The 21,785-nt window shown below is 54.4% G+C and carries 20 protein-coding genes and 1 other annotated feature; of the genes, 17 read left to right on the forward strand and 3 right to left on the reverse strand.

Annotated elements, in window-relative coordinates:
* The 10 genes from dnaA (at nucleotide 1) to ACQ0PY_RS00050 (ending at nucleotide 12,272) form a co-directional block, all read left to right on the forward strand.
* Nucleotides 1-1,410, forward strand: a complete 1,410-nt coding sequence (dnaA, locus tag ACQ0PY_RS00005; RefSeq protein ID WP_042998735.1) for a chromosomal replication initiator protein DnaA — start codon at nucleotides 1-3, stop codon at nucleotides 1,408-1,410.
* Between the two features lie 4 nt (nucleotides 1,411-1,414).
* The gene (gene dnaN / locus ACQ0PY_RS00010) at nucleotides 1,415-2,515 is read left to right on the forward strand and encodes a DNA polymerase III subunit beta (protein ID WP_042998734.1); all 1,101 of its coding nucleotides are present in this window, start codon (nucleotides 1,415-1,417) and stop codon (nucleotides 2,513-2,515) included.
* Between the two features lie 146 nt (nucleotides 2,516-2,661).
* Nucleotides 2,662-3,735 (forward strand): DNA replication/repair protein RecF, encoded by a 1,074-nt coding sequence (recF, locus tag ACQ0PY_RS00015; protein ID WP_042998733.1) that lies wholly within the window; start codon nucleotides 2,662-2,664, stop codon nucleotides 3,733-3,735.
* A 28-nt stretch (nucleotides 3,736-3,763) separates the two neighbouring features.
* The gene (gene gyrB / locus ACQ0PY_RS00020) at nucleotides 3,764-6,178 is read left to right on the forward strand and encodes a DNA topoisomerase (ATP-hydrolyzing) subunit B (RefSeq protein WP_042998732.1); all 2,415 of its coding nucleotides are present in this window, start codon (nucleotides 3,764-3,766) and stop codon (nucleotides 6,176-6,178) included.
* A gap of 204 nt (nucleotides 6,179-6,382) precedes the next feature.
* Entirely contained in the window at nucleotides 6,383-7,195 is an 813-nt protein-coding gene (gene yidA, locus ACQ0PY_RS00025; RefSeq protein ID WP_109739728.1) for a sugar-phosphatase, read from the forward strand.
* Between the two features lie 247 nt (nucleotides 7,196-7,442).
* Nucleotides 7,443-8,132 carry a D-galactonate utilization transcriptional regulator DgoR gene (dgoR, locus tag ACQ0PY_RS00030; protein ID WP_042998730.1) on the forward strand — a complete coding sequence of 230 codons (690 nt, stop codon included), beginning with the start codon at nucleotides 7,443-7,445 and terminating at the stop codon, nucleotides 8,130-8,132.
* A complete protein-coding gene (locus tag ACQ0PY_RS00035) occupies nucleotides 8,129-9,007 on the forward strand; it encodes a 2-dehydro-3-deoxygalactonokinase (protein ID WP_042998729.1) in 879 nt (292 codons plus the stop codon). The genes dgoR and ACQ0PY_RS00035 overlap by 4 nt, the downstream gene beginning before the upstream one ends.
* A complete protein-coding gene (locus ACQ0PY_RS00040) occupies nucleotides 8,991-9,608 on the forward strand; it encodes a 2-dehydro-3-deoxy-6-phosphogalactonate aldolase (RefSeq protein WP_109739727.1) in 618 nt (205 codons plus the stop codon). The genes ACQ0PY_RS00035 and ACQ0PY_RS00040 overlap by 17 nt, the downstream gene beginning before the upstream one ends.
* Nucleotides 9,605-10,753, forward strand: a complete 1,149-nt coding sequence (gene dgoD / locus ACQ0PY_RS00045; RefSeq protein WP_109739726.1) for a galactonate dehydratase — start codon at nucleotides 9,605-9,607, stop codon at nucleotides 10,751-10,753. The genes ACQ0PY_RS00040 and dgoD overlap by 4 nt, the downstream gene beginning before the upstream one ends.
* A 181-nt stretch (nucleotides 10,754-10,934) precedes the next feature.
* Nucleotides 10,935-12,272 (forward strand): MFS transporter, encoded by a 1,338-nt coding sequence (locus tag ACQ0PY_RS00050; protein ID WP_109739725.1) that lies wholly within the window; start codon nucleotides 10,935-10,937, stop codon nucleotides 12,270-12,272.
* Here ACQ0PY_RS00050 and cbrA read toward each other — a convergent pair.
* On the reverse strand, nucleotides 12,269-13,375 hold the full coding sequence (cbrA, locus tag ACQ0PY_RS00055; protein WP_109740600.1) for a colicin M resistance lipid reductase CbrA: 1,107 nt from the start codon (nucleotides 13,373-13,375) through the stop codon (nucleotides 12,269-12,271). The genes ACQ0PY_RS00050 and cbrA overlap by 4 nt on opposite strands.
* A gap of 100 nt (nucleotides 13,376-13,475) precedes the next feature.
* On the opposite strand from cbrA, the gene ACQ0PY_RS00060 reads away from it, so the two are divergent.
* Nucleotides 13,476-14,702, forward strand: a complete 1,227-nt coding sequence (locus ACQ0PY_RS00060) for a YidR family protein (RefSeq protein WP_109739724.1) — start codon at nucleotides 13,476-13,478, stop codon at nucleotides 14,700-14,702.
* Here ACQ0PY_RS00060 and ACQ0PY_RS00065 read toward each other — a convergent pair whose 3' ends face one another.
* Nucleotides 14,703-15,035 (reverse strand): YceK/YidQ family lipoprotein, encoded by a 333-nt coding sequence (locus tag ACQ0PY_RS00065; protein WP_042998724.1) that lies wholly within the window; start codon nucleotides 15,033-15,035, stop codon nucleotides 14,703-14,705.
* 243 nt (nucleotides 15,036-15,278) lie between these two features.
* Nucleotides 15,279-15,353: a sequence feature (ROSE (Repression Of Heat Shock gene Expression) occurs in the 5'-region of heat shock genes and acts as an RNA thermometer to modulate expression.), on the forward strand.
* Here ACQ0PY_RS00065 and ibpA point away from each other — a divergent pair.
* The 6 genes from ibpA to ACQ0PY_RS00095 all read left to right on the forward strand — a co-directional run bounded on the left by ibpA (nucleotide 15,347) and on the right by ACQ0PY_RS00095 (nucleotide 20,458).
* On the forward strand, nucleotides 15,347-15,760 hold the full coding sequence (ibpA, locus tag ACQ0PY_RS00070) for a small heat shock chaperone IbpA (RefSeq protein ID WP_042998723.1): 414 nt from the start codon (nucleotides 15,347-15,349) through the stop codon (nucleotides 15,758-15,760). It overlaps the preceding feature by 7 nt.
* Before the next feature lie 148 nt (nucleotides 15,761-15,908).
* A complete protein-coding gene (gene ibpB, locus ACQ0PY_RS00075) occupies nucleotides 15,909-16,337 on the forward strand; it encodes a small heat shock chaperone IbpB (RefSeq protein WP_042998722.1) in 429 nt (142 codons plus the stop codon).
* A 265-nt stretch (nucleotides 16,338-16,602) separates the two neighbouring features.
* Nucleotides 16,603-18,264 carry a putative transporter gene (locus ACQ0PY_RS00080; RefSeq protein ID WP_042998721.1) on the forward strand — a complete coding sequence of 554 codons (1,662 nt, stop codon included), beginning with the start codon at nucleotides 16,603-16,605 and terminating at the stop codon, nucleotides 18,262-18,264.
* Nucleotides 18,265-18,640: 376 nt separating this feature from the next.
* Nucleotides 18,641-18,988: a YidH family protein gene (locus tag ACQ0PY_RS00085; protein WP_042998720.1), complete on the forward strand. Its 348-nt coding sequence runs from the start codon at nucleotides 18,641-18,643 to the stop codon at nucleotides 18,986-18,988.
* Nucleotides 18,978-19,340, forward strand: a complete 363-nt coding sequence (locus ACQ0PY_RS00090) for a DUF202 domain-containing protein (RefSeq protein ID WP_042998719.1) — start codon at nucleotides 18,978-18,980, stop codon at nucleotides 19,338-19,340. Before ACQ0PY_RS00085 ends, ACQ0PY_RS00090 begins: the two co-directional genes overlap by 11 nt.
* Entirely contained in the window at nucleotides 19,337-20,458 is a 1,122-nt protein-coding gene (locus ACQ0PY_RS00095) for an anaerobic sulfatase maturase (RefSeq protein ID WP_157959976.1), read from the forward strand. The genes ACQ0PY_RS00090 and ACQ0PY_RS00095 overlap by 4 nt, the downstream gene beginning before the upstream one ends.
* Here the strand turns inward: ACQ0PY_RS00095 and dsdA are convergent.
* On the reverse strand, nucleotides 20,455-21,777 hold the full coding sequence (gene dsdA / locus ACQ0PY_RS00100; protein WP_042998717.1) for a D-serine ammonia-lyase: 1,323 nt from the start codon (nucleotides 21,775-21,777) through the stop codon (nucleotides 20,455-20,457). The genes ACQ0PY_RS00095 and dsdA overlap by 4 nt on opposite strands.
* Between the last annotated feature and the right edge of the window lie 8 nt (nucleotides 21,778-21,785).

The following is a 21,785-nucleotide window of genomic DNA, read 5'->3' on the forward strand; positions in this document are numbered from 1 at the left end:
GTGTCACTTTCGCTTTGGCAGCAGTGTCTTGCCCGATTGCAGGATGAGTTACCAGCCACAGAATTCAGTATGTGGATACGCCCTTTGCAGGCGGAACTGAGCGATAACACGCTGGCTTTGTATGCGCCAAACCGTTTTGTGCTCGATTGGGTAAGAGACAAGTACCTTAACAATATCAATGGGCTGCTGAATAATTTCTGCGGCGCAGATGCCCCGCAACTGCGTTTTGAGGTCGGGACGAAGCCCGTCAGCCAGACGCTGAAGGCGCCCGTGAACAACAACGTCGCCGCACCGGCTCAGGTGGCGCACCAGGTTCAGCCGCAGCGCGCGTCGCCTGTCGCGGCGCGTCCTGGCTGGGACAATGTGCCTGCGCCGGCAGAACCCACCTATCGCTCTAACGTTAACGTCAAACACACGTTTGATAACTTCGTTGAAGGTAAATCCAACCAGTTGGCTCGCGCGGCGGCGCGTCAGGTGGCAGACAATCCTGGTGGCGCCTATAACCCGCTGTTCCTTTATGGCGGCACCGGTCTGGGTAAAACCCACCTGTTGCACGCGGTGGGAAACGGCATTATGGCGCGCAAACCTAATGCCAAAGTGGTGTATATGCACTCCGAACGCTTTGTCCAGGACATGGTAAAAGCCCTGCAAAACAACGCGATCGAAGAGTTTAAACGCTATTATCGTTCCGTCGACGCCCTCCTCATCGATGACATCCAGTTCTTCGCTAATAAAGAACGATCTCAGGAAGAATTTTTCCACACCTTTAACGCCCTTCTTGAAGGTAATCAGCAGATCATTTTGACTTCGGATCGTTATCCAAAAGAGATCAACGGCGTTGAGGATCGTCTGAAATCCCGCTTCGGCTGGGGGCTGACGGTGGCGATCGAACCGCCAGAACTGGAAACGCGCGTGGCGATCCTGATGAAAAAGGCCGACGAAAATGATATTCGTCTGCCGGGTGAAGTGGCCTTCTTTATTGCCAAGCGTCTACGCTCTAACGTGCGTGAGCTGGAAGGGGCACTGAACCGTGTGATTGCCAACGCCAACTTTACCGGTCGGGCGATTACCATCGACTTCGTTCGCGAAGCGCTGCGCGATCTGCTGGCGTTACAGGAAAAACTGGTCACCATCGACAATATTCAGAAGACGGTGGCGGAGTATTACAAAATTAAAATTGCGGATTTGCTGTCCAAGCGTCGTTCTCGCTCGGTAGCGCGTCCGCGTCAGATGGCCATGGCGTTGGCGAAAGAGCTCACCAACCACAGCTTGCCGGAAATTGGCGATGCGTTTGGTGGCCGCGACCACACTACGGTGCTTCATGCCTGCCGTAAGATTGAGCAGTTGCGTGAAGAAAGCCATGATATTAAAGAAGATTTCTCAAACTTAATCAGAACATTATCTTCGTGACGCTATGAAATTTACCGTTGAACGTGAACATTTATTAAAGCCGCTTCAGCAGGTCAGCGGTCCGCTGGGTGGTCGTCCTACGCTGCCTATTCTTGGCAACCTGTTGCTGCAGGTGGCTGACGGTGCGCTTTCGCTGACGGGTACCGATCTTGAAATGGAAATGGTGGCCCGCGTTGCGTTGATTCAGCCGCATGAGCCCGGCGCCACCACTGTCCCGGCGCGGAAGTTCTTTGATATCTGCCGTGGCCTACCGGAAGGGGCGGAAATCGCCGTCCAGCTGGAAGGCGATCGCATGCTGGTACGTTCGGGCCGCAGTCGTTTTTCGCTGTCCACGCTGCCTGCCGCCGACTTCCCGAATCTGGATGACTGGCAGAGCGAGGTAGAATTCACCCTGCCGCAGGCGACGATGAAGCGTCTGATTGAAGCCACGCAGTTCTCCATGGCGCATCAGGACGTGCGTTACTACTTAAACGGCATGCTGTTTGAGACCGAAGGTGAAGAGTTGCGTACCGTGGCAACTGATGGTCACCGTCTGGCGGTTTGCTCTATGCCTGTTGGTCAGTCGCTGCCCAACCATTCGGTGATCGTGCCGCGTAAAGGTGTGATTGAACTGATGCGTATGCTCGACGGCGGCGATAACCCGCTGCGCGTGCAGATTGGCAGCAACAACATCCGCGCACACGTTGGCGACTTTATCTTTACGTCTAAGCTGGTGGACGGCCGTTTCCCGGATTACCGTCGCGTACTGCCGAAGAATCCGGATAAACATCTGGAAGCCGGCTGCGATATCCTCAAGCAGGCTTTTGCCCGCGCGGCGATCCTGTCGAACGAGAAGTTCCGCGGCGTGCGTCTGTATGTGAGTGAAAATCAGCTCAAAATCACGGCGAACAACCCGGAACAGGAGGAAGCCGAAGAGATTCTGGATGTCACCTACCCGGGGACTGAAATGGAGATCGGCTTTAACGTCAGCTACGTATTAGATGTCCTGAATGCGCTGAAGTGTGAAAACGTGCGCATCATGCTGACTGACTCCGTGTCGAGCGTACAAATTGAAGATGCGGCGTCGCAAAGTGCGGCTTACGTTGTTATGCCAATGAGATTGTAGAATCTGAAAGGGGCTGGTTTACTTGCCATTTCGTTTTCCGGCAGTGCTCGAAATGCTCACGTACTTCGTGTACGCTCCGCTTTCTGCGCACTGGCGGTAAACGAACTGGCTGCGACACTCACGCCCCCTGGATGATGCTCTGAAATATGTCGCTATCCCGACTCTTAATCAAAGATTTCCGCAATATTGAAAATGCGGATCTCGCGTTATCCCCCGGCTTTAACTTCCTGGTTGGCGCGAACGGCAGCGGTAAAACCAGCGTTCTGGAAGCCATCTATACGCTCGGCCACGGCCGGGCGTTTCGCAGTTTGCAGATTGGTCGCGTCATTCGTCACGAGCAGGAGTCGTTTGTTCTTCATGGGCGATTGCAGGGGAATGAGCGGGAAACCTCGATTGGGTTAACTAAAGATAAGCTGGGTGACAGTAAAGTGCGTATCGACGGCACTGACGGCCACAAGGTGGCGGAGCTGGCGCTGTTGATGCCGATGCAACTGATCACCCCTGAGGGGTTTACTTTACTCAACGGCGGCCCCAAATACAGAAGAGCGTTCCTCGATTGGGGATGCTTTCACAATGAAGCTGGATTCTTCACCGCCTGGAGCAACCTGAAGCGTCTGCTCAAGCAGCGCAATGCGGCGCTGCGCCAGGTGAGTCGTTACGAGCAACTGCGTCCGTGGGATAAAGAACTGATCCCGCTGGCGGAACAAATCAGCACCTGGCGCGCGGAGTACAGCGCCGGTATCGCACAGGATATGGCGGATACTTGCCAGCAGTTTCTTCCTGAATTTTCTCTCTCCTTCTCTTTTCAGCGCGGCTGGGAGAAAGAGACTGATTATGCCGAGGTGCTGGAACGTGGTTTTGAACGCGACCGCATGTTGACTTACACCGCGCACGGCCCGCATAAAGCGGATTTCCGCATTCGCGCCGACGGTGCGCCGGTAGAAGATACCTTGTCGCGTGGGCAGTTAAAGCTGCTAATGTGCGCCTTACGTCTGGCGCAAGGGGAGTTCCTCACCCGTGAAAGCGGGCGGCGGTGTCTCTACCTGATAGATGATTTTGCCTCAGAGCTTGATGATGCGCGTCGCGGACTGTTAGCCAGTCGATTAAAAGCGACGCAATCACAGGTCTTTGTCAGCGCAATCAGCGCTGAACACGTTCTGGACATGTCGGACAAAAATTCGAAGATGTTCACCGTGGAAAAGGGTAAAATAACGGATTAACCCAAGTTTAAATGAGCGAGAAACGTTGATGTCGAATTCTTATGACTCCTCCAGTATCAAAGTCCTGAAAGGACTGGATGCGGTGCGTAAGCGCCCGGGTATGTATATCGGCGATACGGATGACGGCACCGGTCTGCACCATATGGTATTCGAGGTGGTAGATAACGCTATCGACGAAGCGCTCGCGGGTCACTGTAAAGACATTATTGTCACCATCCATGCCGACAACTCTGTCTCCGTACAGGATGATGGACGCGGCATCCCGACCGGTATTCACCCGGAAGAAGGCGTATCGGCGGCGGAAGTGATCATGACCGTTCTGCACGCAGGCGGTAAATTCGACGATAACTCCTATAAAGTCTCCGGCGGTCTGCACGGTGTGGGTGTCTCCGTGGTGAACGCCCTGTCACAGAAACTGGAACTGGTTATCCAGCGCGATAACAAAATCCACCGTCAGATCTACGAGCACGGCGTTCCGCAGGCACCGCTGGCAGTCACTGGCGATACCGATAAAACCGGTACGATGGTGCGTTTCTGGCCGAGCCACGAAACCTTTACTAACGTCACGGAGTTCGAATACGAGATTCTGGCGAAGCGTCTGCGCGAACTGTCGTTCCTGAACTCTGGCGTCTCTATTCGCCTGAAAGACAAGCGCGATGGTAAAGAAGACCATTTCCACTATGAAGGTGGCATCAGGGCGTTCGTTGAGTATCTGAACAAGAACAAAACGCCAATCCACCCGAATATCTTCTATTTCTCCACCGAAAAAGACGGTATCGGCGTGGAAGTTGCACTGCAATGGAACGACGGCTTCCAGGAAAACATCTACTGCTTTACTAACAACATTCCGCAGCGTGACGGCGGTACGCACCTGGCAGGTTTCCGTGCGGCGATGACCCGTACCCTGAACGCCTACATGGACAAAGAAGGCTACAGCAAAAAAGCGAAAGTCAGCGCTACCGGTGATGATGCCCGTGAAGGTCTGATTGCCGTGGTGTCCGTGAAGGTGCCGGATCCGAAGTTCTCCTCGCAGACCAAAGATAAACTGGTCTCCTCTGAGGTGAAATCGGCGGTAGAACAGCAGATGAACGAACTGCTGAGCGAATACCTGCTGGAAAACCCGTCTGACGCCAAAATCGTGGTCGGTAAAATTATTGATGCGGCCCGTGCCCGTGAAGCAGCCCGCCGTGCGCGTGAAATGACGCGTCGTAAAGGGGCGCTGGATCTGGCGGGTCTGCCTGGCAAACTGGCGGACTGTCAGGAACGCGACCCGGCGCTGTCCGAACTGTACCTTGTGGAAGGGGACTCCGCGGGCGGCTCTGCAAAACAGGGGCGTAACCGCAAGAACCAGGCGATTCTGCCGCTGAAGGGTAAGATCCTCAACGTAGAGAAAGCGCGCTTCGACAAGATGCTCTCTTCGCAGGAAGTGGCGACGCTGATCACCGCGCTCGGTTGCGGTATCGGTCGTGACGAGTACAACCCGGACAAACTGCGCTATCACAGCATCATTATCATGACCGATGCGGACGTCGACGGCTCGCATATTCGTACGCTGCTGTTGACCTTCTTCTATCGTCAAATGCCAGAAATTGTTGAGCGTGGCCACGTCTACATTGCCCAGCCGCCGCTGTATAAAGTGAAGAAAGGCAAGCAGGAACAGTACATTAAAGACGATGAGGCGATGGACCAGTACCAGATCTCCATCGCGCTGGACGGTGCAACGCTGCACACCAACGCCAGCGCACCGGCGCTGTCTGGTGAAGCGTTAGAAAAACTGGTTTCTGAGTACAACGCCACGCAGAAAATGATTGGTCGTATGGAGCGTCGCTTCCCGAAAGCAATGCTGAAAGAGCTGGTGTATCAGCCGACGCTGACTGAAGACAATCTTTCAGACGAGCAGACCGTGACCCGTTGGGTGAACGCGTTAATTACCGAGCTGAACGAGAAAGAGCAGCACGGTAGCCAGTGGAAATTCGATATCCAGCACAATACGGAACAGAATCTGTTTGAACCGATCGTGCGTGTGCGTACCCACGGTGTGGACACCGACTACGCGCTGGATCACGAGTTTGTAACGGGGGCGGAATACCGCCGTATCTGCACGCTGGGTGAAAAACTGCGCGGCCTGATGGAAGAAGATGCCTTCATCGAACGCGGTGAACGTCGTCAACCGGTTGCCAGCTTCGAACAGGCGCTGGACTGGCTGGTGAAAGAGTCACGTCGTGGTCTGGCTATTCAGCGTTATAAAGGTCTGGGCGAGATGAACCCGGATCAGCTGTGGGAAACCACCATGGATCCGGAAAGCCGTCGCATGTTACGCGTTACCGTGAAGGATGCGATTGCTGCTGACCAGTTGTTCACCACGCTGATGGGCGACGCGGTAGAACCACGTCGTGCGTTTATCGAAGAGAACGCCCTGAAAGCGGCAAATATCGATATCTAATCCCTGTCTATAAGCCGGATAAGGCGGTTTTACGCCGCCATCCGGCAAGATCCTGCGTGATGCCTGATGGCGCGTTGCTTATCAGGCCTACAATTGATCGTCAAAAGGGGAATCGTGATTCCCCTTCTTATCCCCCTTTTCGCTGCTGTTTTTTGAGCGGAATCGCGTTAGCATGAGTCAGGACTCATTGAATGCGGGGAATTCATGGCTATCAAACTCATTGCTATCGATATGGATGGCACCCTTCTGTTACCCGATCACACCATTTCACCGGCGGTTAAACGTGCGATTGCCGCAGCCCGTGAAAAAGGGGTAAACGTGGTACTGACCACCGGTCGTCCGTATGCGGGTGTACACAGCTATCTGAAAGAGCTGCATATGGAACAACCCGGCGACTACTGCATTACCTATAACGGTGCGCTGGTGCAGAAAGCGGGCGATGGTAGCACTGTCGCACAAACCGCGCTGAGCTATGACGATTACCGCTATCTGGAAAAACTCTCCCGCGAGGTCGGCTCGCACTTCCACGCGCTGGACCGTACCACGCTGTATACCGCAAACCGTGATATCAGCTATTACACCGTACATGAATCCTATGTCGCGACCATTCCACTGGTGTTCTGCGAAGCGGAAAAGATGGATCCGCAAACCCAGTTCCTGAAAGTGATGATGATTGATGAGCCCGCGATCCTCGATCAGGCCATCGCCCGTATTCCGGCAGAAGTGAAAGAGAAATATACCGTGCTGAAAAGTGCGCCGTACTTCCTCGAAATCCTCGATAAACGCGTCAATAAAGGCACTGGTGTGAAATCACTGGCTGATGCGCTGGGCATCAAACCGGAAGAAATTATGGCGATTGGCGATCAGGAAAATGACATCGCGATGATCGAGTATGCCGGGCTTGGGGTAGCGATGGATAACGCCATTCCCCTGGTGAAAGAGATTGCCAACTTTGTCACCAAATCAAATCTGGACGATGGCGTTGCGTATGCCATTGAGCAGCACGTCCTGAAGTAATCCCTCTGGATGGTTTGCCATGACCCGCGTTGATCGCGGGTTTTTTTATCCCCGCCGTTTACTCCTCATAACATTTTTATTACCAATTGTCGTTTTTGTGATCTAAATTGTAGTACAACATATCTATGTTGTACTACATTGAGTGCATAACAACACTGTATAGCATCACGTTAGTACTACAAAAATGAGGCGAATTTCAGCGATAACGGTAAAGTAGAGAGGACCATCCAGAGCACAAGGACTCTCCATGACTCTCAATAAAACCGATCGCATCGTGATCACGCTGGGCAAACAGATTGTCAGCGGTAAATACGTACCGGGTGCCGCACTCCCTGCTGAAGCGGAGCTGTGTGAGGAGTTTGAAACCTCACGCAATATCATTCGCGAAGTGTTCCGCTCGCTAATGGCAAAGCGGCTGATTGAAATGAAGCGTTATCGCGGTGCCTTTGTCACATCGCGGAATCAGTGGAATTACCTCGATACCGACGTGTTGCAATGGGTACTGGAAAACGATTACGACCCGCGGCTCATCAGTGCGATGAGCGAGGTCCGAAATCTGGTGGAACCCGCGATTGCCCGCTGGGCAGCGGAACGCGCGACCTCGAGTGATTTGGCTGAAATTGAATCGGCGCTCAATGACATGATCGCCAACAACCAGGATCGGGAGGCCTTTAATGAAGCGGATATCCGCTATCACGAGGCGGTATTGCAGTCAGTGCATAACCCGGTTTTGCAACAGCTGAGCGTGGCAATCACTTCGCTTCAGCGGGCGGTATTTGAACGGACCTGGATGGGCGATGAAGCCAACATGCCAAAAACGCTCCAGGAACATAAGGCGCTATTCGATGCGATACGGCATCAGGATAGCAATGCGGCAGAGCAGGCGGCCCTGACCATGATCGCCAGCTCGACACGAAGGTTGAAGGAAATCACATGACAGCTCGCTACATCGCAATTGACTGGGGATCGACCAATTTGCGCGCCTGGCTTTACCAGGGCGACAAATGCCTGGAAAGCAGGCAATCAGAAGCAGGCGTTACGCGTCTGAACGGTAAATCCCCCGAGGCGGTGTTAGCAGAAGTCACACAAAACTGGCGCGACAGCGCCACACCGGTGGTTATGGCCGGAATGGTCGGTAGCAACGTGGGCTGGAAGATTGCCCCGTATCTGCCGGTTCCTGCCTCTTTCGCTGCCATTGGTGAGCAGTTAACGCCCGTTGGCGACAATGTCTGGATTATTCCTGGCTTGTGTGTTTCGCGCGACGATAACCACAATGTGATGCGCGGCGAAGAGACACAACTGCTCGGCGCACGCACGCTTTCTCCTTCTTCTGTCTATGTCATGCCGGGGACGCACTGCAAATGGGTGCAGGCTGACGCAGAGCAAATTCACGATTTTCGTACCGTGATGACCGGTGAACTACACCATTTGCTACTGCAACATTCGCTGGTGGGCGCTGGTTTGCCGGAACAGCAAACCTCTTCAGACGCCTTTGCCGCCGGGCTTGCGCGCGGGATCGACTCCCCTGCCGTTTTGCCACAACTTTTTGAGGTTCGTGCCTCGCACGTGCTGGGAAATCTCCCGCGCGAGCAGGTCAGTGAGTTTCTCTCTGGCCTGTTGATTGGCGCAGAGGTCGCCAGCATGCGTGATTTCATCGCGCACGAGCAGGCCATCACGATTGTCGCAGGCGCATCGCTGACATCACGCTATCAGCAGGCGTTCCACGCCATGGGGCGTGACGTTTCCGCGGTCCCCGGCGATACGGCATTTCAGGCAGGTATAAGGAGCATCGCCCATGCAGTGGCAAACTAATCTTCCGCTTATTGCGATTTTGCGCGGCATTACCCCCGAGGAGGCGCTTGAGCACGTTGGCGCAGTGATCGACGCCGGATTTGACGCGGTGGAGATCCCGCTTAACTCCCCCGAGTGGGAAAAGAGCATTCCGGCCGTGGTGGATGCGTTTGGTGATAACGCGCTGATCGGTGCCGGAACGGTATTACAACCGGAGCTGGTGGATCGCCTGGCGAAGATGGGCTGTCGGCTCATTGTGACGCCAAATATCAATGCGGAGGTCATTCGCCGTGCGGTGGGTTACGGCATGACGGTCTGTCCGGGATGCGCCACCGCCACAGAAGCCTTTACCGCGTTGGATGCTGGCGCGCAGGCGCTGAAAATTTTCCCGTCATCGGCCTTTGGACCGGATTACATCAAAGCGCTGAAAGCGGTATTACCCGCCAGTGTACCGGTCTTTGCCGTGGGCGGCGTAACGCCAGACAACCTGGCGCAGTGGATGAAAGCCGGGTGTGTGGGTGCGGGACTGGGCAGCGATCTGTATCGCGCCGGGCAGTCCGTAGCGCGCACCGCGCAGCAGGCGGCAGCATTTGTTAAGGCATATCGAGAGGCAGTGAAATGAAAATAACCAAACTCACCACGTACCGTTTACCTCCACGTTGGATGTTCCTGAAAATTGAAACCGACGAAGGCGTTGTTGGTTGGGGCGAGCCGGTGATTGAAGGCCGCGCCCGTACCGTCGAAGCGGCGGTGCATGAACTGGGCGATTACCTGATTGGTCAGGACCCGGCGCGCATTAATGACCTGTGGCAGGTCATGTATCGCGCAGGTTTCTACCGCGGCGGCCCGATACTGATGAGCGCCATCGCTGGCATCGACCAGGCATTGTGGGATATCAAAGGTAAAGTGCTGAACGCGCCGGTCTGGCAACTGATGGGCGGCCTGGTACGCGACAAAATCAAAGCCTACAGCTGGGTTGGCGGCGATCGTCCTGCGGAAGTGATCGACGGCATTAAGCAATTGCGGAATATCGGCTTTGACACCTTCAAGCTCAACGGCTGCGAAGAGATGGGCGTGATTGATAATTCACGGGCGGTCGATCGCGCGGTCAACACCGTGGCGCAAATCCGCGAAGCCTTTGGCAATGAAATTGAGTTTGGTCTGGATTTCCACGGACGCGTCAGCGCGCCGATGGCGAAAGTGCTGATTAAAGAGCTGGAGCCTTATTGCCCGCTGTTTATTGAAGAGCCGGTGCTGGCGGAACAGGCAGAGTACTACCCGAAACTGGCGGAACAGACCCATATTCCGATCGCGGCGGGTGAACGTATGTTCTCGCGCTTCGAGTTTAAACGGGTGCTGGAAGCGGGCGGGCTGGCGATTTTGCAGCCGGACCTGTCACATGCGGGCGGTATTACCGAGTGTTACAAAATTGCCGCAATGGCGGAAGCTTATGATGTGGCGCTGGCTCCGCACTGTCCGCTGGGACCGATTGCGCTGGCAGCGTGTCTGCATGTCGACTTTGTTTCACGTAATGCCGTGTTCCAGGAACAGAGCATGGGGATTCACTATAACAAGGGCGCGGAACTGCTCGACTTTGTGAAAAACAAAGACGATTTCAACATGGAAGGCGGGTTCTTTAAACCATTAATGAAGCCGGGCCTTGGCGTGGATATTGATGAAGCCAAAGTCATTGAGCTAAGCAAAAATGCGCCGGACTGGCGTAATCCGCTGTGGCGGCATGAGGATGGTTCGGTCGCCGAGTGGTAAATGCGCGTCATACTTCGCGCTGGTGGTGCGTTGGCTGCGTTTTCTTACCCCGGTCACATACTTTTGTATGCTCCCGGGGATGCGAAAACTAGCCGCCTTCCCCCAGCACGAATTATTTAGCGCATTAGCGTAATTTTTTAATTTTAAAAATAAAACAAACACCCTCTGTAAATTACCGGGCATGGTGAGCGGCTTCGCTATGCCCAAAATCTGGAGACAGATTGCGATGGATATTCCAGTTACTGCTGCAAAAACCGGGCGTCGCCGTTACCTGACGCTGATTATGATCTTTATTACCGTGGTCATCTGTTATGTCGACCGCGCCAACCTTGCGGTGGCGTCGGCGCATATTCAGGAAGAGTTTGGTATTACGAAAGCGGAAATGGGCTATGTCTTCTCGGCTTTTGCCTGGTTGTATACCCTATGCCAGATCCCCGGCGGCTGGTTCCTTGACCGCGTCGGTTCCCGTCTGACCTACTTTATCGCGATATTTGGCTGGTCGGTGGCAACCCTCTTCCAGGGCTTCGCCACGGGGTTGATGTCGTTAATTGGCCTGCGCGCCATTACCGGGATATTCGAAGCCCCGGCGTTCCCTACCAACAACCGCATGGTGACGAGTTGGTTCCCTGAGCATGAACGTGCCTCCGCCGTCGGTTTTTATACCTCCGGACAGTTTGTCGGCCTGGCGTTCCTGACCCCGCTGTTGATCTGGATCCAGGAGATGCTGAGCTGGCACTGGGTGTTCATTGTCACCGGGGGGATTGGCATTATCTGGTCGCTGGTCTGGTTTAAAGTGTATCAACCGCCTCGTCTGACCAAAAGTATCACCAAAGCGGAACTGGACTATATTCGCGACGGCGGCGGCCTGGTGGATGGCGATGCACCCGTTAAGAAAGAGGCGCGTCAGCCGTTGACCAAAGCGGACTGGAAACTGGTGTTCCACCGTAAGCTGGTGGGCGTTTATCTGGGCCAGTTTGCCGTCACCTCGACGCTGTGGTTCTTCCTGACGTGGTTCCCGAACTACCTGACACAGGAAAAAGGCATTACCGCGCTGAAGGCGGGTTTTATGACCACCGTACCGTTCCTCGCGGCGTTCTTTGGCGTACTGCTTTCCGGATGGCTGGCGGATAAGCTGGTGAAAAAAGGCTTTTCGCTGGGCGTGGCGCGTAAAACGCCGATTATTTGTGGTCTGTTAATCTCCACCTGCATCATGGGTGCAAACTACACCAACGATCCGGTGTGGATTATGACCCTGATGGCGGTGGCGTTCTTCGGTAACGGCTTTACTTCCATCACCTGGTCACTGGTCTCTTCGCTGGCGCCGATGCGCCTCATCGGCCTGACCGGTGGCGTTTTTAACTTTGTTGGTGGGCTGGGCGGGATTACGGTTCCGCTGGTGATTGGCTACCTTGCGCAGGACTATGGCTTTGGTCCCGCGCTGGTTTATATCTCAGCCGTTGCCCTGATTGGCGCGCTCTCTTACATCCTGCTGGTGGGTGATGTAAAACGCGTAGGTTAATACTCCTTTACCAGCCCGCCAGACGTTGTGGTGGGCTGGTCATCCTGGCTTAGCGGGATATGCGCGATGCCGCTTCGCATAATCGCGCTTCTCAATACGGGCGCAGTCAAACAACGACTCTTCAGGATTTTGCCATACAGTTTAACGCGCAGTTGGCGGGTGGCCTTCCGGTAAGCGCGGTTCCTCTCCGGCGCATCCAGCAGCAGAACAGCCTTGAGGATCTCCGCGCTATCCAGGGCGTAGCTAATCCCCTCCAGTGAACTGGCGCTGATGAACCCGGCGGCCTCGCCAATCAGAAATGCGTTATCTTCACCGCAGACGAAATCTGCCCAGCGTGACGGAAAGAGTACAGTACATTTCTCGCTTTTCATCGGCTCGCCGAAGCGGAACTGAAAGGCCGCCATTTTCTCTTTTAGCGCGTCAAAGCGCGCCAGGCCGTCTTTCATGGGATAAGCGCCGCCAAAGATGAAATAGCCGTCTTTGCTGATACTCCAGGAGTAACAATCCGTCACAGCGTTATCGAAAATGCAGGAATAAAACGGGACCGGATGACTTTCTGCGAACCACTGTTGGATGGCGACATATTTGCGAATCTGATGTTCCGGATAAAGATAGCGACGCACCAGCGAATTTGCTCCGTCGGCCCCCACCAGATAGCGGGCGGTAATCTGTTGCTCCCAACCGTCGGCGCGAAAAATCACGTGCCACTTCCCCTCTTCTCGCCAGATTTTTCGACACAGGCTGTCGTGATACACCTGTACTTCATCCGGGATCAGCGATTTCATCCATAAATCAAAGGCATGACGGTTGAAGTTGATATAGCTGCGCTGGTAGTTGCGCGTCAGTGAGGTGTCGACATCCACCGTTTTAACGCTGAAAATTTGCGGATTGGCGATGACGTCCACCGGCAGCGTAATGCCGTCGCGAATAAACGAACGCTGTGCATCCGGTGCCAGTAAACCGCCGCAGGGTTTGGTGAACCCTTCATTGCCGCAGTGACGTTTTTTATCCAGCGCAAGCACGCGCATTTTACCGCTCAATTTACGCGCCAGCGTTGCGCCGGCCGGGCCGAGACCGATAATCGCTACGTCGAAATGTTCCATCTTTTTGTCCGCAAAAAATGAAGATGGCACTACGCTAATGCCTGAAAGTGAAGTCCTTGTGAAGTATGATTGATGAAATTGTTCCTGACCTGAGTATCCCATGAAGCAAATCACCTTTACGCCGCGTAATCATCAGCTTACCAATACCCGGGCCTGGACGGCGGACAGCCGTTGGCTGGTGTTTGACGTTCGCCCGTCAGGAGCGTCTTTCACTGGCGAAACCATTGAAAGGGTGAATGTCCATACCGGTGAGCAGGAGGTGATTTATCGCGCGACGCAGGGAGCGCATGTCGGTGTGGTAACGGTGCATCCGCTGGCGGAGAAATATGTATTTATTCATGGGCCTGAAAACCCGGATGCGACGTGGCACTATGACTTTCATCATCGTCGCGGCGTGATTGCCGAACAGGGGAAAGTGACGAATCTGGACGCGATGGATATCACTTCACCGTACACGCCGGGTGCACTGCGCGGCGGCAGCCATGTTCATGTTTTCAGCCCGAACGGTGAGTTTGTCAGCTTTACCTACAACGATCATGTCATGCATGAACGCGAGCTGGCGCTGGATTTACGCAACGTGGGCGTCGCACTGACTTATGGGCCGGTGACGGTGTCGGCGCAGCATCCAAGAGAATACAGCGGCAGCCACTGGTGCGTGCTGGTCAGCCAGACGACGCCCGAACCCACGCCGGGCAGCGATGAGATTTCTCGCGCCTACGAAGAGGGCTGGGTGGGAAATCATGCGCTGGCGTTTATCGGCGACACAATGTCTGAAAAGGGCGAGAAAATACCGGAGCTGTTTCTGGTTGAACTCCCGCAGACGGAGGCGGGCTGGAAAATGCCAGGTGATGCCCCGCTGGAAGGTACGGATTCCACGCTGCCCGCACCGCCGCGCGGAGTGACACAGCGCCGCCTGACGTTCACCCATGCACGTCGTTTCCCAGGACTGGCAACGGTTCCGCGTCATTGGGTGCGAAGTAATCCGCAGGCGACGGAGATTGCGTTCCTGATGCGCGATGAGGCTGGTATCGTGCAACTGTGGTTGATTTCGCCACAGGGCGGGGAGCCCCGCCAGTTGACCCGTCATGCTACCGGGGTTCAGTCCGCGTTTAACTGGCATCCGTCAGGAAAATGGCTGGGATGCGTGGTGGATAACCGCATTGCCTGCTGTGATGCGCGCAGCGGAGAGATCACGTTTTTAACGCAGAATCACGGCACTCCGCCTTCTGGGGATGCTGTGGTTTTCTCGCCTGATGGTCAGTTTGTGGCGTGGATGGAAGATGTAGACGGTTTCCGTCAACTGTGGATGACAGAAACCGGGCGGTAATCAGGGGGCGGGCATTTTCGCCGGAGGGATCACGGAGTTGGTTATCCGTGTTCTCTCCTCGCTTCTTTCGACACGCGATCTGACTGAATTGTCTTTACGGAACAGATCCCACGGTAACAGGATCGTGTCCATTACTGCCGTAAAGGGCATATCCAGTATCGCCAGCGATTTGGTACCCCAGTTTGTCTCATCGTCACCTATCATCGTGGCGCTGGCGCGGGTGCCAGGATAAGTTCCCTCTTTACCACCGGTATGTGACATTACGCTGGAGCAACCACTCAGTAAAACCATCCCACTGCACATCATCAGCGTTAACAACACATTTCTTATCATGATTTATTCATCTGTTAATCATCGGTGTTTGCATGATGAGTTATAGCGATCCCTTGCCAGAAATAACATCCTCATCACATCGCACTGTGGCGGCTATCGCACTTTAACGATTAGTGCTGTCCCCACCCAGTCTATGCAATAGACAGCAAACTGCAAAAAAAAGTCAGCCTGGACGGCTTGAAATGTGCGTATTCAGACCCATTTTGATGGTGTAGGCAAATGAAGAGCACGCCTGATGGGTGTTCTGACTACCGGACCTGTCCATGATGGAAGGTCATTTAACTTCTCGCTGATTTCAGGAGCTATTGATTATGCGTAACTTTGATTTATCCCCGCTGTACCGTTCTGCTATTGGTTTTGACCGCCTGTTTAACCTGCTGGAAAGCAATCAGAGCCAGAGTAACGGCGGCTACCCTCCGTATAACGTTGAGCTGGTAGACGAAAACCATTACCGCATTGCCATCGCCGTTGCCGGTTTCGCCGAGAGCGAGCTGGAAATTACCGCACAAGACAACCTGCTGGTGGTGAAAGGCGCACATGCGGACGAGCAAAAAGAACGGACCTACCTTTACCAGGGTATCGCGGAGCGCAACTTTGAGCGTAAGTTCCAGTTAGCTGAGAACATCCATGTTCGCGGCGCGAATCTGGTCAATGGTCTGCTGTACATCGATCTTGAGCGCGTGATTCCGGAAGCGAACAAACCGCGCCGTATCGAAATCAATTAATTCTGACGGGCCGCGTTGCGCGGCCTGTTATCCCGGGCTCGCCGACAGGGGGCCTATGCAAATCTACGGATTTGCAGGTACGACTATGCCCTAAACCGCTTGCGTTGCAGGGTGTAGTGAAAACTCGCTTCTTAGAAGGAGAATGATTATGCGTAACTACGATTTATCCCCGCTGCTGCGTCAATGGATCGGTTTTGACAAACTGGCCAACGCGTTACAAAACACCGGTGAAAGCCAGAGCTTCCCACCCTATAACATTGAAAAAAGTGACGATAACCACTATCGCATTACGCTTGCGTTGGCCGGTTTCCGTCAGGAAGACCTGGATATTCAGCTGGAAGGCACCCGCCTGACCGTAAAAGGCACACCGCAGCAGCCTGAAAAAGAGACCAAATGGTTGCATCAGGGGCTGGTCACCCAGTCGTTCAGCCTGAGCTTTACCCTGGCTGAAAATATGGAGGTGTCCGGCGCGACATTTACCAACGGGTTGTTGCACATCGATTTGACCCGTAATGTCCCGGAAGCGGTTGCTCCGCAACGTATCGCCATCAGCGAACGTCCCGCATTAAATAGCTAATTTAGCTCCTTGCCTTTGCCCCGCCAGAAATGACGGGGCTTTTTTGTGCACGAAGATAACACCGGGTTTTAGGGTATGATGCCCTTACCAGAAGAAAGCATTCAGCAACGTCAGGTTACGATGAAGAAAAAAGGGGGAAGAAACGCTCATCATAAGGGTGCTTTACCGTTTCGGCAGCATGAGAATGTGCGCCATCTTGCATCTATGCCTGAACGGTTCAGTCATAATCCATGTAAATTGAAATGTTATTCACAGGGAATAAAAAATGAGTGATATAGCATTGACGGTCAGCGTTCTGGCGTTGGTGGCGGTTGTCGGATTGTGGATCGGCAACATCAAGGTGCGGGGTGTCGGCTTTGGCATCGGCGGCGTGTTGTTCGGCGGCATTATCGTCGGCCACTTCGTTGATCAGGCTGGGGTGACGCTGAGCGGCGATATGCTGCATTTTATCCAGGAATTTGGCCTGATTCTGTTCGTCTACACCATTGGGATTCAGGTGGGGCCAGGGTTCTTCGCCTCGCTGCGGGTTTCTGGCCTGCGTCTCAATCTGTTTGCGATTCTGATCGTCATCATCGGAGGACTGGTTACCGCTATCCTGCATAAAGTGTTTGCTATTCCGCTGCCGGTGGTGCTGGGGATTTTCTCCGGTGCGGTCACCAATACTCCGGCGCTGGGGGCCGGACAACAAATCCTGCGCGATCTGGGTACGCCAATGGAGCTGGTGGACCAGATGGGGATGAGCTACGCGATGGCGTATCCGTTTGGGATTTGCGGTATTTTGCTGACCATGTGGCTGATGCGCATGATATTTCGCGTCAATGTGGAAGCGGAAGCGCAACAGCATGAATCGACGCTCACTAACGGTCACTCGCTGATTCAGACCATCAATATCCGCGTTGAGAACCCCAATCTCAACAATATGGCGATTCAGGATGTGCCGATCCTTAACAGCGATAAAATCATCTGCTCACGACTGAAGCGTGAAGAGACGCTGATGGTGCCGTCGCCGGGAACGGTGATTCAACTGGGTGATTTGCTGCACCTCGTTGGTCAGCCGGGCGATCTGCATAACGCACGACTGGTGATAGGTCAGGAGGTGGACACCTCACTGTCCACCCGCGGCACCGATTTGCGCGTCGAACGCGTCGTGGTCACCAACGAAAAAGTGCTCGGCAAACGCATCCGTGATTTGCACTTTAAAGAGCGTTACGACGTGGTGATTTCTCGACTGAACCGTGCGGGCGTTGAACTGGTGGCCAGCAGCGATGCCAGCCTGCAATTTGGTGACATCCTTAATCTGGTGGGACGACCTGCCTCGATTGATGCCGTTGCCAATGTTGTCGGTAACGCCCAGCAAAAACTGCAGCAGGTGCAGATGCTGCCGGTGTTTATTGGCATCGGTCTGGGGGTGTTGCTGGGGTCTATTCCGCTCTTTATTCCCGGCTTTCCGGTGGCGTTAAAGCTGGGGCTGGCGGGCGGACCGCTGATTATGGCGCTGATTCTGGGGCGTATCGGCAGCATTGGTAAGCTGTACTGGTTTATGCCGCCAAGTGCGAACCTGGCGCTGCGTGAACTGGGGATTGTGCTGTTCCTGGCCGTGGTAGGGCTGAAATCAGGTGGTGATTTTATCGATACGCTGACGCAGGGCGATGGTCTGAGCTGGGTGGGCTACGGTATTTTTATTACTGCTATCCCGCTTATCACCGTCGGTTTACTGGCGCGTATTTTTGCCAAAATGAACTACCTGACGCTGTGCGGGATGCTGGCCGGTTCGATGACCGATCCACCGGCGCTGGCGTTTGCAAACAACCTGCATGCCACCAGCGGCGCGGCGGCGCTGTCGTATGCGACGGTGTATCCGTTGGTGATGTTCCTGCGGATTATCACGCCTCAACTGCTGGCGGTGATTTTCTGGGGATTAAGTTAGATCTGCTCATATCGACCGGCATCCATCGGGTTGCCGGTCAGCATCGTTCAACACATCACGCTTTCTTACTAACCCGTTGTGGCGTCCGGTTTTTCCACACCCAGGCGTTGGAAATGCTCGTAGCACGTCATTTTCAGCCAACAGGTGCACAATCTCCCATTTTAGCCGTGCGATAACGCCAGGGTTTTGCGGTGGCGGTACTGCGTATTCATCGCCAGATGCTTCTGTCGATTCACCATGGAAGAAATGAAACTGGTTTCGCAAACGCTACATGCATCGACCTGAGTTACAGAGTTTATTAATGCTATTTATCCAGGTGCTCAGGTAATATTGCGGTTATTTCATACGCATTTTTACGCATTCAGTAGGGGGTTAAATGAAGATTTCCCGCCTCGGAGAAGCCCCGGATTACCGCTTCTCACTGGCAAACGAGCGTACCTTTCTGGCGTGGATCCGCACCGCGCTGGGTTTCCTGGCCGCCGGCGTTGGGCTTGACCAACTGGCGCCGGACTTCGCCACGCCGGTGATCCGCGAGCTGTTGGCGCTGCTGCTCTGTTTGTTCGCTGGCGGTCTGGCGATTTACGGTTATCTGCGCTGGCTGCGCAATGAAAAGGCGATGCGGCTGAAAGAGGATTTGCCCTATACCCGAAGCCTGCTGATCATCAGTCTGATATTGACCATTGTGGCGATTGTGGTCATGGCGCTGGTGCTGTATGCCGGATAGCCGTAAGGCCCGTCGCCTGTCCGATCCGGGACTGCAGCCGGAGCGCACATCGCTGGCATGGTTTCGCACGCTGCTGGGCTACGGTGCGCTGATGGCGCTGGCGATAAAACATCACTGGCATCAGGCGGGATTCTTGTTCTGGGTCTCTATCGCGGTGCTGGCTATCGTGGTTGTGATCCTCTGGCGCTATACGCGCAAGCGTAATCTGATGGATGTCTCGCATATTGATTTTGTCCAGTCACGCGCGGTTCGTGACAAATTTATGATCTCCCTCGCGGTGTTATCTCTCGCAATACTGTTTGCTGTAACGCACGTTCGCCAACTTATCGTATTTCTCGGGAATTTAGCATGACAGGATGTCAGGTCATGGCCAAGCCGGCCAGTTCACGTTGTAACCTGGATTGTCGTTACTGCTTTTACATTGATAAACCCGCCCACCCGGTGATGGATGACATCACGTTATCGACGTTTATTCAGCAGCATATTGCCGCACAGCCAGGGCCAGATGTTCTGTTTGCCTGGCAGGGAGGAGAACCGACGCTCTGCGGTCTGGATTTTTTTCATCGTGTGGTGGCGTTGCAAAAGCAGTTCGGCGCGGGAAAGCAGATCCAGAATGCTTTTCAGACCAACGGTATTTTGCTCAATGACGCATGGTGTCGCTTTCTGCACGACAATAACTGGCTGGTGGGACTCTCACTGGACGGTCCTGCTGATTTGCATGATGCCTTTCGCGTCAGCCGTCGCGGCAATCCAACCCATCAAAAAGTGATGACTGCGCTGCAAAAACTGGTCGAATACCGCGTGGAGTTCAACCTGCTGGTGGTGGTGAATCGCCTCAACAGCAACCAGCCGGAGCGGATGTATCACTATCTTCGCCAGCTAGGGACGCCTTTTTTACAGTTTATTCCGCTCGTTGAGCTGGATGAGCACGGCAAGCTGACGGCGGAATCGGTCGAATCACAGGCATGGGGGCAGTTTCTTAAATCGGTATTTGATATCTGGGTACGGGAAGATATTGGCCGTGTGTATATTCAGCTCTTTGACTCGACGCTGGGCGTGTGGTGCGGCTATCCGTCGCAGATGTGCGCGCTAAGTCAGGACTGTGGTCACGCTTTCGCGCTGGAAGCCAATGGTGATTTGTATCAGTGCGATCACTATGTTTATCCGCAGTACCGGCTGGGCAACATTCATCACACGCCGCTGAAGGCGCTCAATGCCAGTCCGCAGGCGAAAGCTTTTGGAGAGCTGAAAAGAACCACGTTAAGCGCAGCGTGTCAGGCCTGTTCGCTGCTGCGCTTTTGTCATGGTGATTGCCCTAAACATCGGGATGAGAGCGGGAAAAGCATGCTGTGCGCCGGATACCGCCACTTTATCTGTCATAGCGCGCCGCACATGCGCGTGATGCGTGATCTGATCAGGCAGCATCGCTCACCGGCAGAGCTGATGGCGATGCTGCGTGCCGGGCGTTAGCGCCCTTTCGCCAGGTATTGCGCCATTTCTGCTTCTGGTACCATGCCGCCGCCCGTCGCCCAGACCAGGTGCGTTGCATTATTGAGCTGCTCAGCGCTAATCCCTTGCATTTGCTGATAGTCAGTGGATGCACAAACACGCTGAGGCCCGGCCATTCCCGCCAGTGCTGACGGTTCCAGACGGATGTTCTCTTCCTGTGCCAGCCAGCCCAGCATGTCATACATGGACTGATCGCTGAGGGTATATAACCCATCGAGCAGGCGTTCCATCGCTCTGCCGACAAAGCCTGATGCCCGCCCTACCGCCAGGCCGTCTGCCGCCGTCAGGTTATCGATACCGATCTCCTGCACGGAGATCGCATCATGCAGACCGGTATACACACCCAGCAGCATGCAAGGGGAATGCGTCGGTTCAGCAAAGAAGCAGTGTACGTTATCGCCAAATGCCAGTTTCAGACCAAACGCCACCCCGCCGGGGCCACCGCCCACGCCGCACGGCAGGTAAACAAATAATGGGTGATCGGCATCCACCACGCGGCCTTGCTGTTCGAATTGCGCTTTCAGACGCTGCCCCGCAACGGCATAGCCTAAAAACAACGTGCGGGAGTTTTCATCGTCGATAAAGAAGCAGTTCGGATCGGACTCCGCCGCTTTACGGCCCTGTTCAACCGCCACGCCATAATCTTCTTCATATTCAACAACCGTGACGCCGTGGCTGCGCAGTTTGGCTTTCTTCCACGCCCGGGCATCCGCAGACATATGCACTGTGACGTTAAAGCCAATGCGGGCGCTCATAATGCCGATAGAAAGCCCCAGGTTGCCGGTTGACCCCACCGCGATGCTGTACTGGCTAAAGAAGGCTTTGAACTCCGGAGAAAGCAGAACGCTGTAATCCTCGTCTGGGGTCAGCATCCCGGCTTCCCGCGCCAGTTTTTCGGCGTGCGTCAGCACTTCATAAATGCCGCCGCGCGCTTTAATCGAGCCGGAAATGGGCAGATGGCTATCTTTTTTCAGCAGGATTTCGCCACTGATTTTCTGGCCGTACTGTTTTTCCAGACGCTGCTGCATGGCCGGAATGGCAACAACCTCAGATTCAATAATCCCCCCGCTCGCAGCGGTTTCCGGGAAGGCTTTGGCCAGATACGGCGCAAAGCGCGCCAGACGGGCGTGGGCACCCTTAACGTCTTGTTCCGTCAGCCCTACATAGGGTAAACCTTCCGCCAGAGAGGTCGTTCCGGGATTGAACCAGGTCGTTTCTCGCAAAGCCACCAGATCCTCCACCAAAGGATACTGGGCGATGAGTTTTTGTATGTTTTCCATAGGACGTC

This window comes from Citrobacter sp. LST-B2 (assembly GCF_057983045.1).

Coding starts and splice junctions, on each gene's coding strand:
- dnaN (WP_042998734.1), top strand. CDS start 1,415: ATGAAATTTACCGTTGAACGTGAACATTTATTAAAGCCGCTTCAGCAG.
- recF (WP_042998733.1), top strand. CDS start 2,662: ATGTCGCTATCCCGACTCTTAATCAAAGATTTCCGCAATATTGAAAAT.
- gyrB (WP_042998732.1), top strand. CDS start 3,764: ATGTCGAATTCTTATGACTCCTCCAGTATCAAAGTCCTGAAAGGACTG.
- yidA (WP_109739728.1), top strand. CDS start 6,383: ATGGCTATCAAACTCATTGCTATCGATATGGATGGCACCCTTCTGTTA.
- dgoR (WP_042998730.1), top strand. CDS start 7,443: ATGACTCTCAATAAAACCGATCGCATCGTGATCACGCTGGGCAAACAG.
- ACQ0PY_RS00035 (WP_042998729.1), top strand. CDS start 8,129: ATGACAGCTCGCTACATCGCAATTGACTGGGGATCGACCAATTTGCGC.
- ACQ0PY_RS00040 (WP_109739727.1), top strand. CDS start 8,991: ATGCAGTGGCAAACTAATCTTCCGCTTATTGCGATTTTGCGCGGCATT.
- dgoD (WP_109739726.1), top strand. CDS start 9,605: ATGAAAATAACCAAACTCACCACGTACCGTTTACCTCCACGTTGGATG.
- ACQ0PY_RS00050 (WP_109739725.1), top strand. CDS start 10,935: ATGGTGAGCGGCTTCGCTATGCCCAAAATCTGGAGACAGATTGCGATG.
- cbrA (WP_109740600.1), bottom strand. CDS start 13,375: ATGGAACATTTCGACGTAGCGATTATCGGTCTCGGCCCGGCCGGCGCA.
- ACQ0PY_RS00060 (WP_109739724.1), top strand. CDS start 13,476: ATGAAGCAAATCACCTTTACGCCGCGTAATCATCAGCTTACCAATACC.
- ACQ0PY_RS00065 (WP_042998724.1), bottom strand. CDS start 15,035: ATGATAAGAAATGTGTTGTTAACGCTGATGATGTGCAGTGGGATGGTT.
- ibpA (WP_042998723.1), top strand. CDS start 15,347: ATGCGTAACTTTGATTTATCCCCGCTGTACCGTTCTGCTATTGGTTTT.
- ibpB (WP_042998722.1), top strand. CDS start 15,909: ATGCGTAACTACGATTTATCCCCGCTGCTGCGTCAATGGATCGGTTTT.
- ACQ0PY_RS00080 (WP_042998721.1), top strand. CDS start 16,603: ATGAGTGATATAGCATTGACGGTCAGCGTTCTGGCGTTGGTGGCGGTT.
- ACQ0PY_RS00085 (WP_042998720.1), top strand. CDS start 18,641: ATGAAGATTTCCCGCCTCGGAGAAGCCCCGGATTACCGCTTCTCACTG.
- ACQ0PY_RS00090 (WP_042998719.1), top strand. CDS start 18,978: ATGCCGGATAGCCGTAAGGCCCGTCGCCTGTCCGATCCGGGACTGCAG.
- ACQ0PY_RS00095 (WP_157959976.1), top strand. CDS start 19,337: ATGACAGGATGTCAGGTCATGGCCAAGCCGGCCAGTTCACGTTGTAAC.
- dsdA (WP_042998717.1), bottom strand. CDS start 21,777: ATGGAAAACATACAAAAACTCATCGCCCAGTATCCTTTGGTGGAGGAT.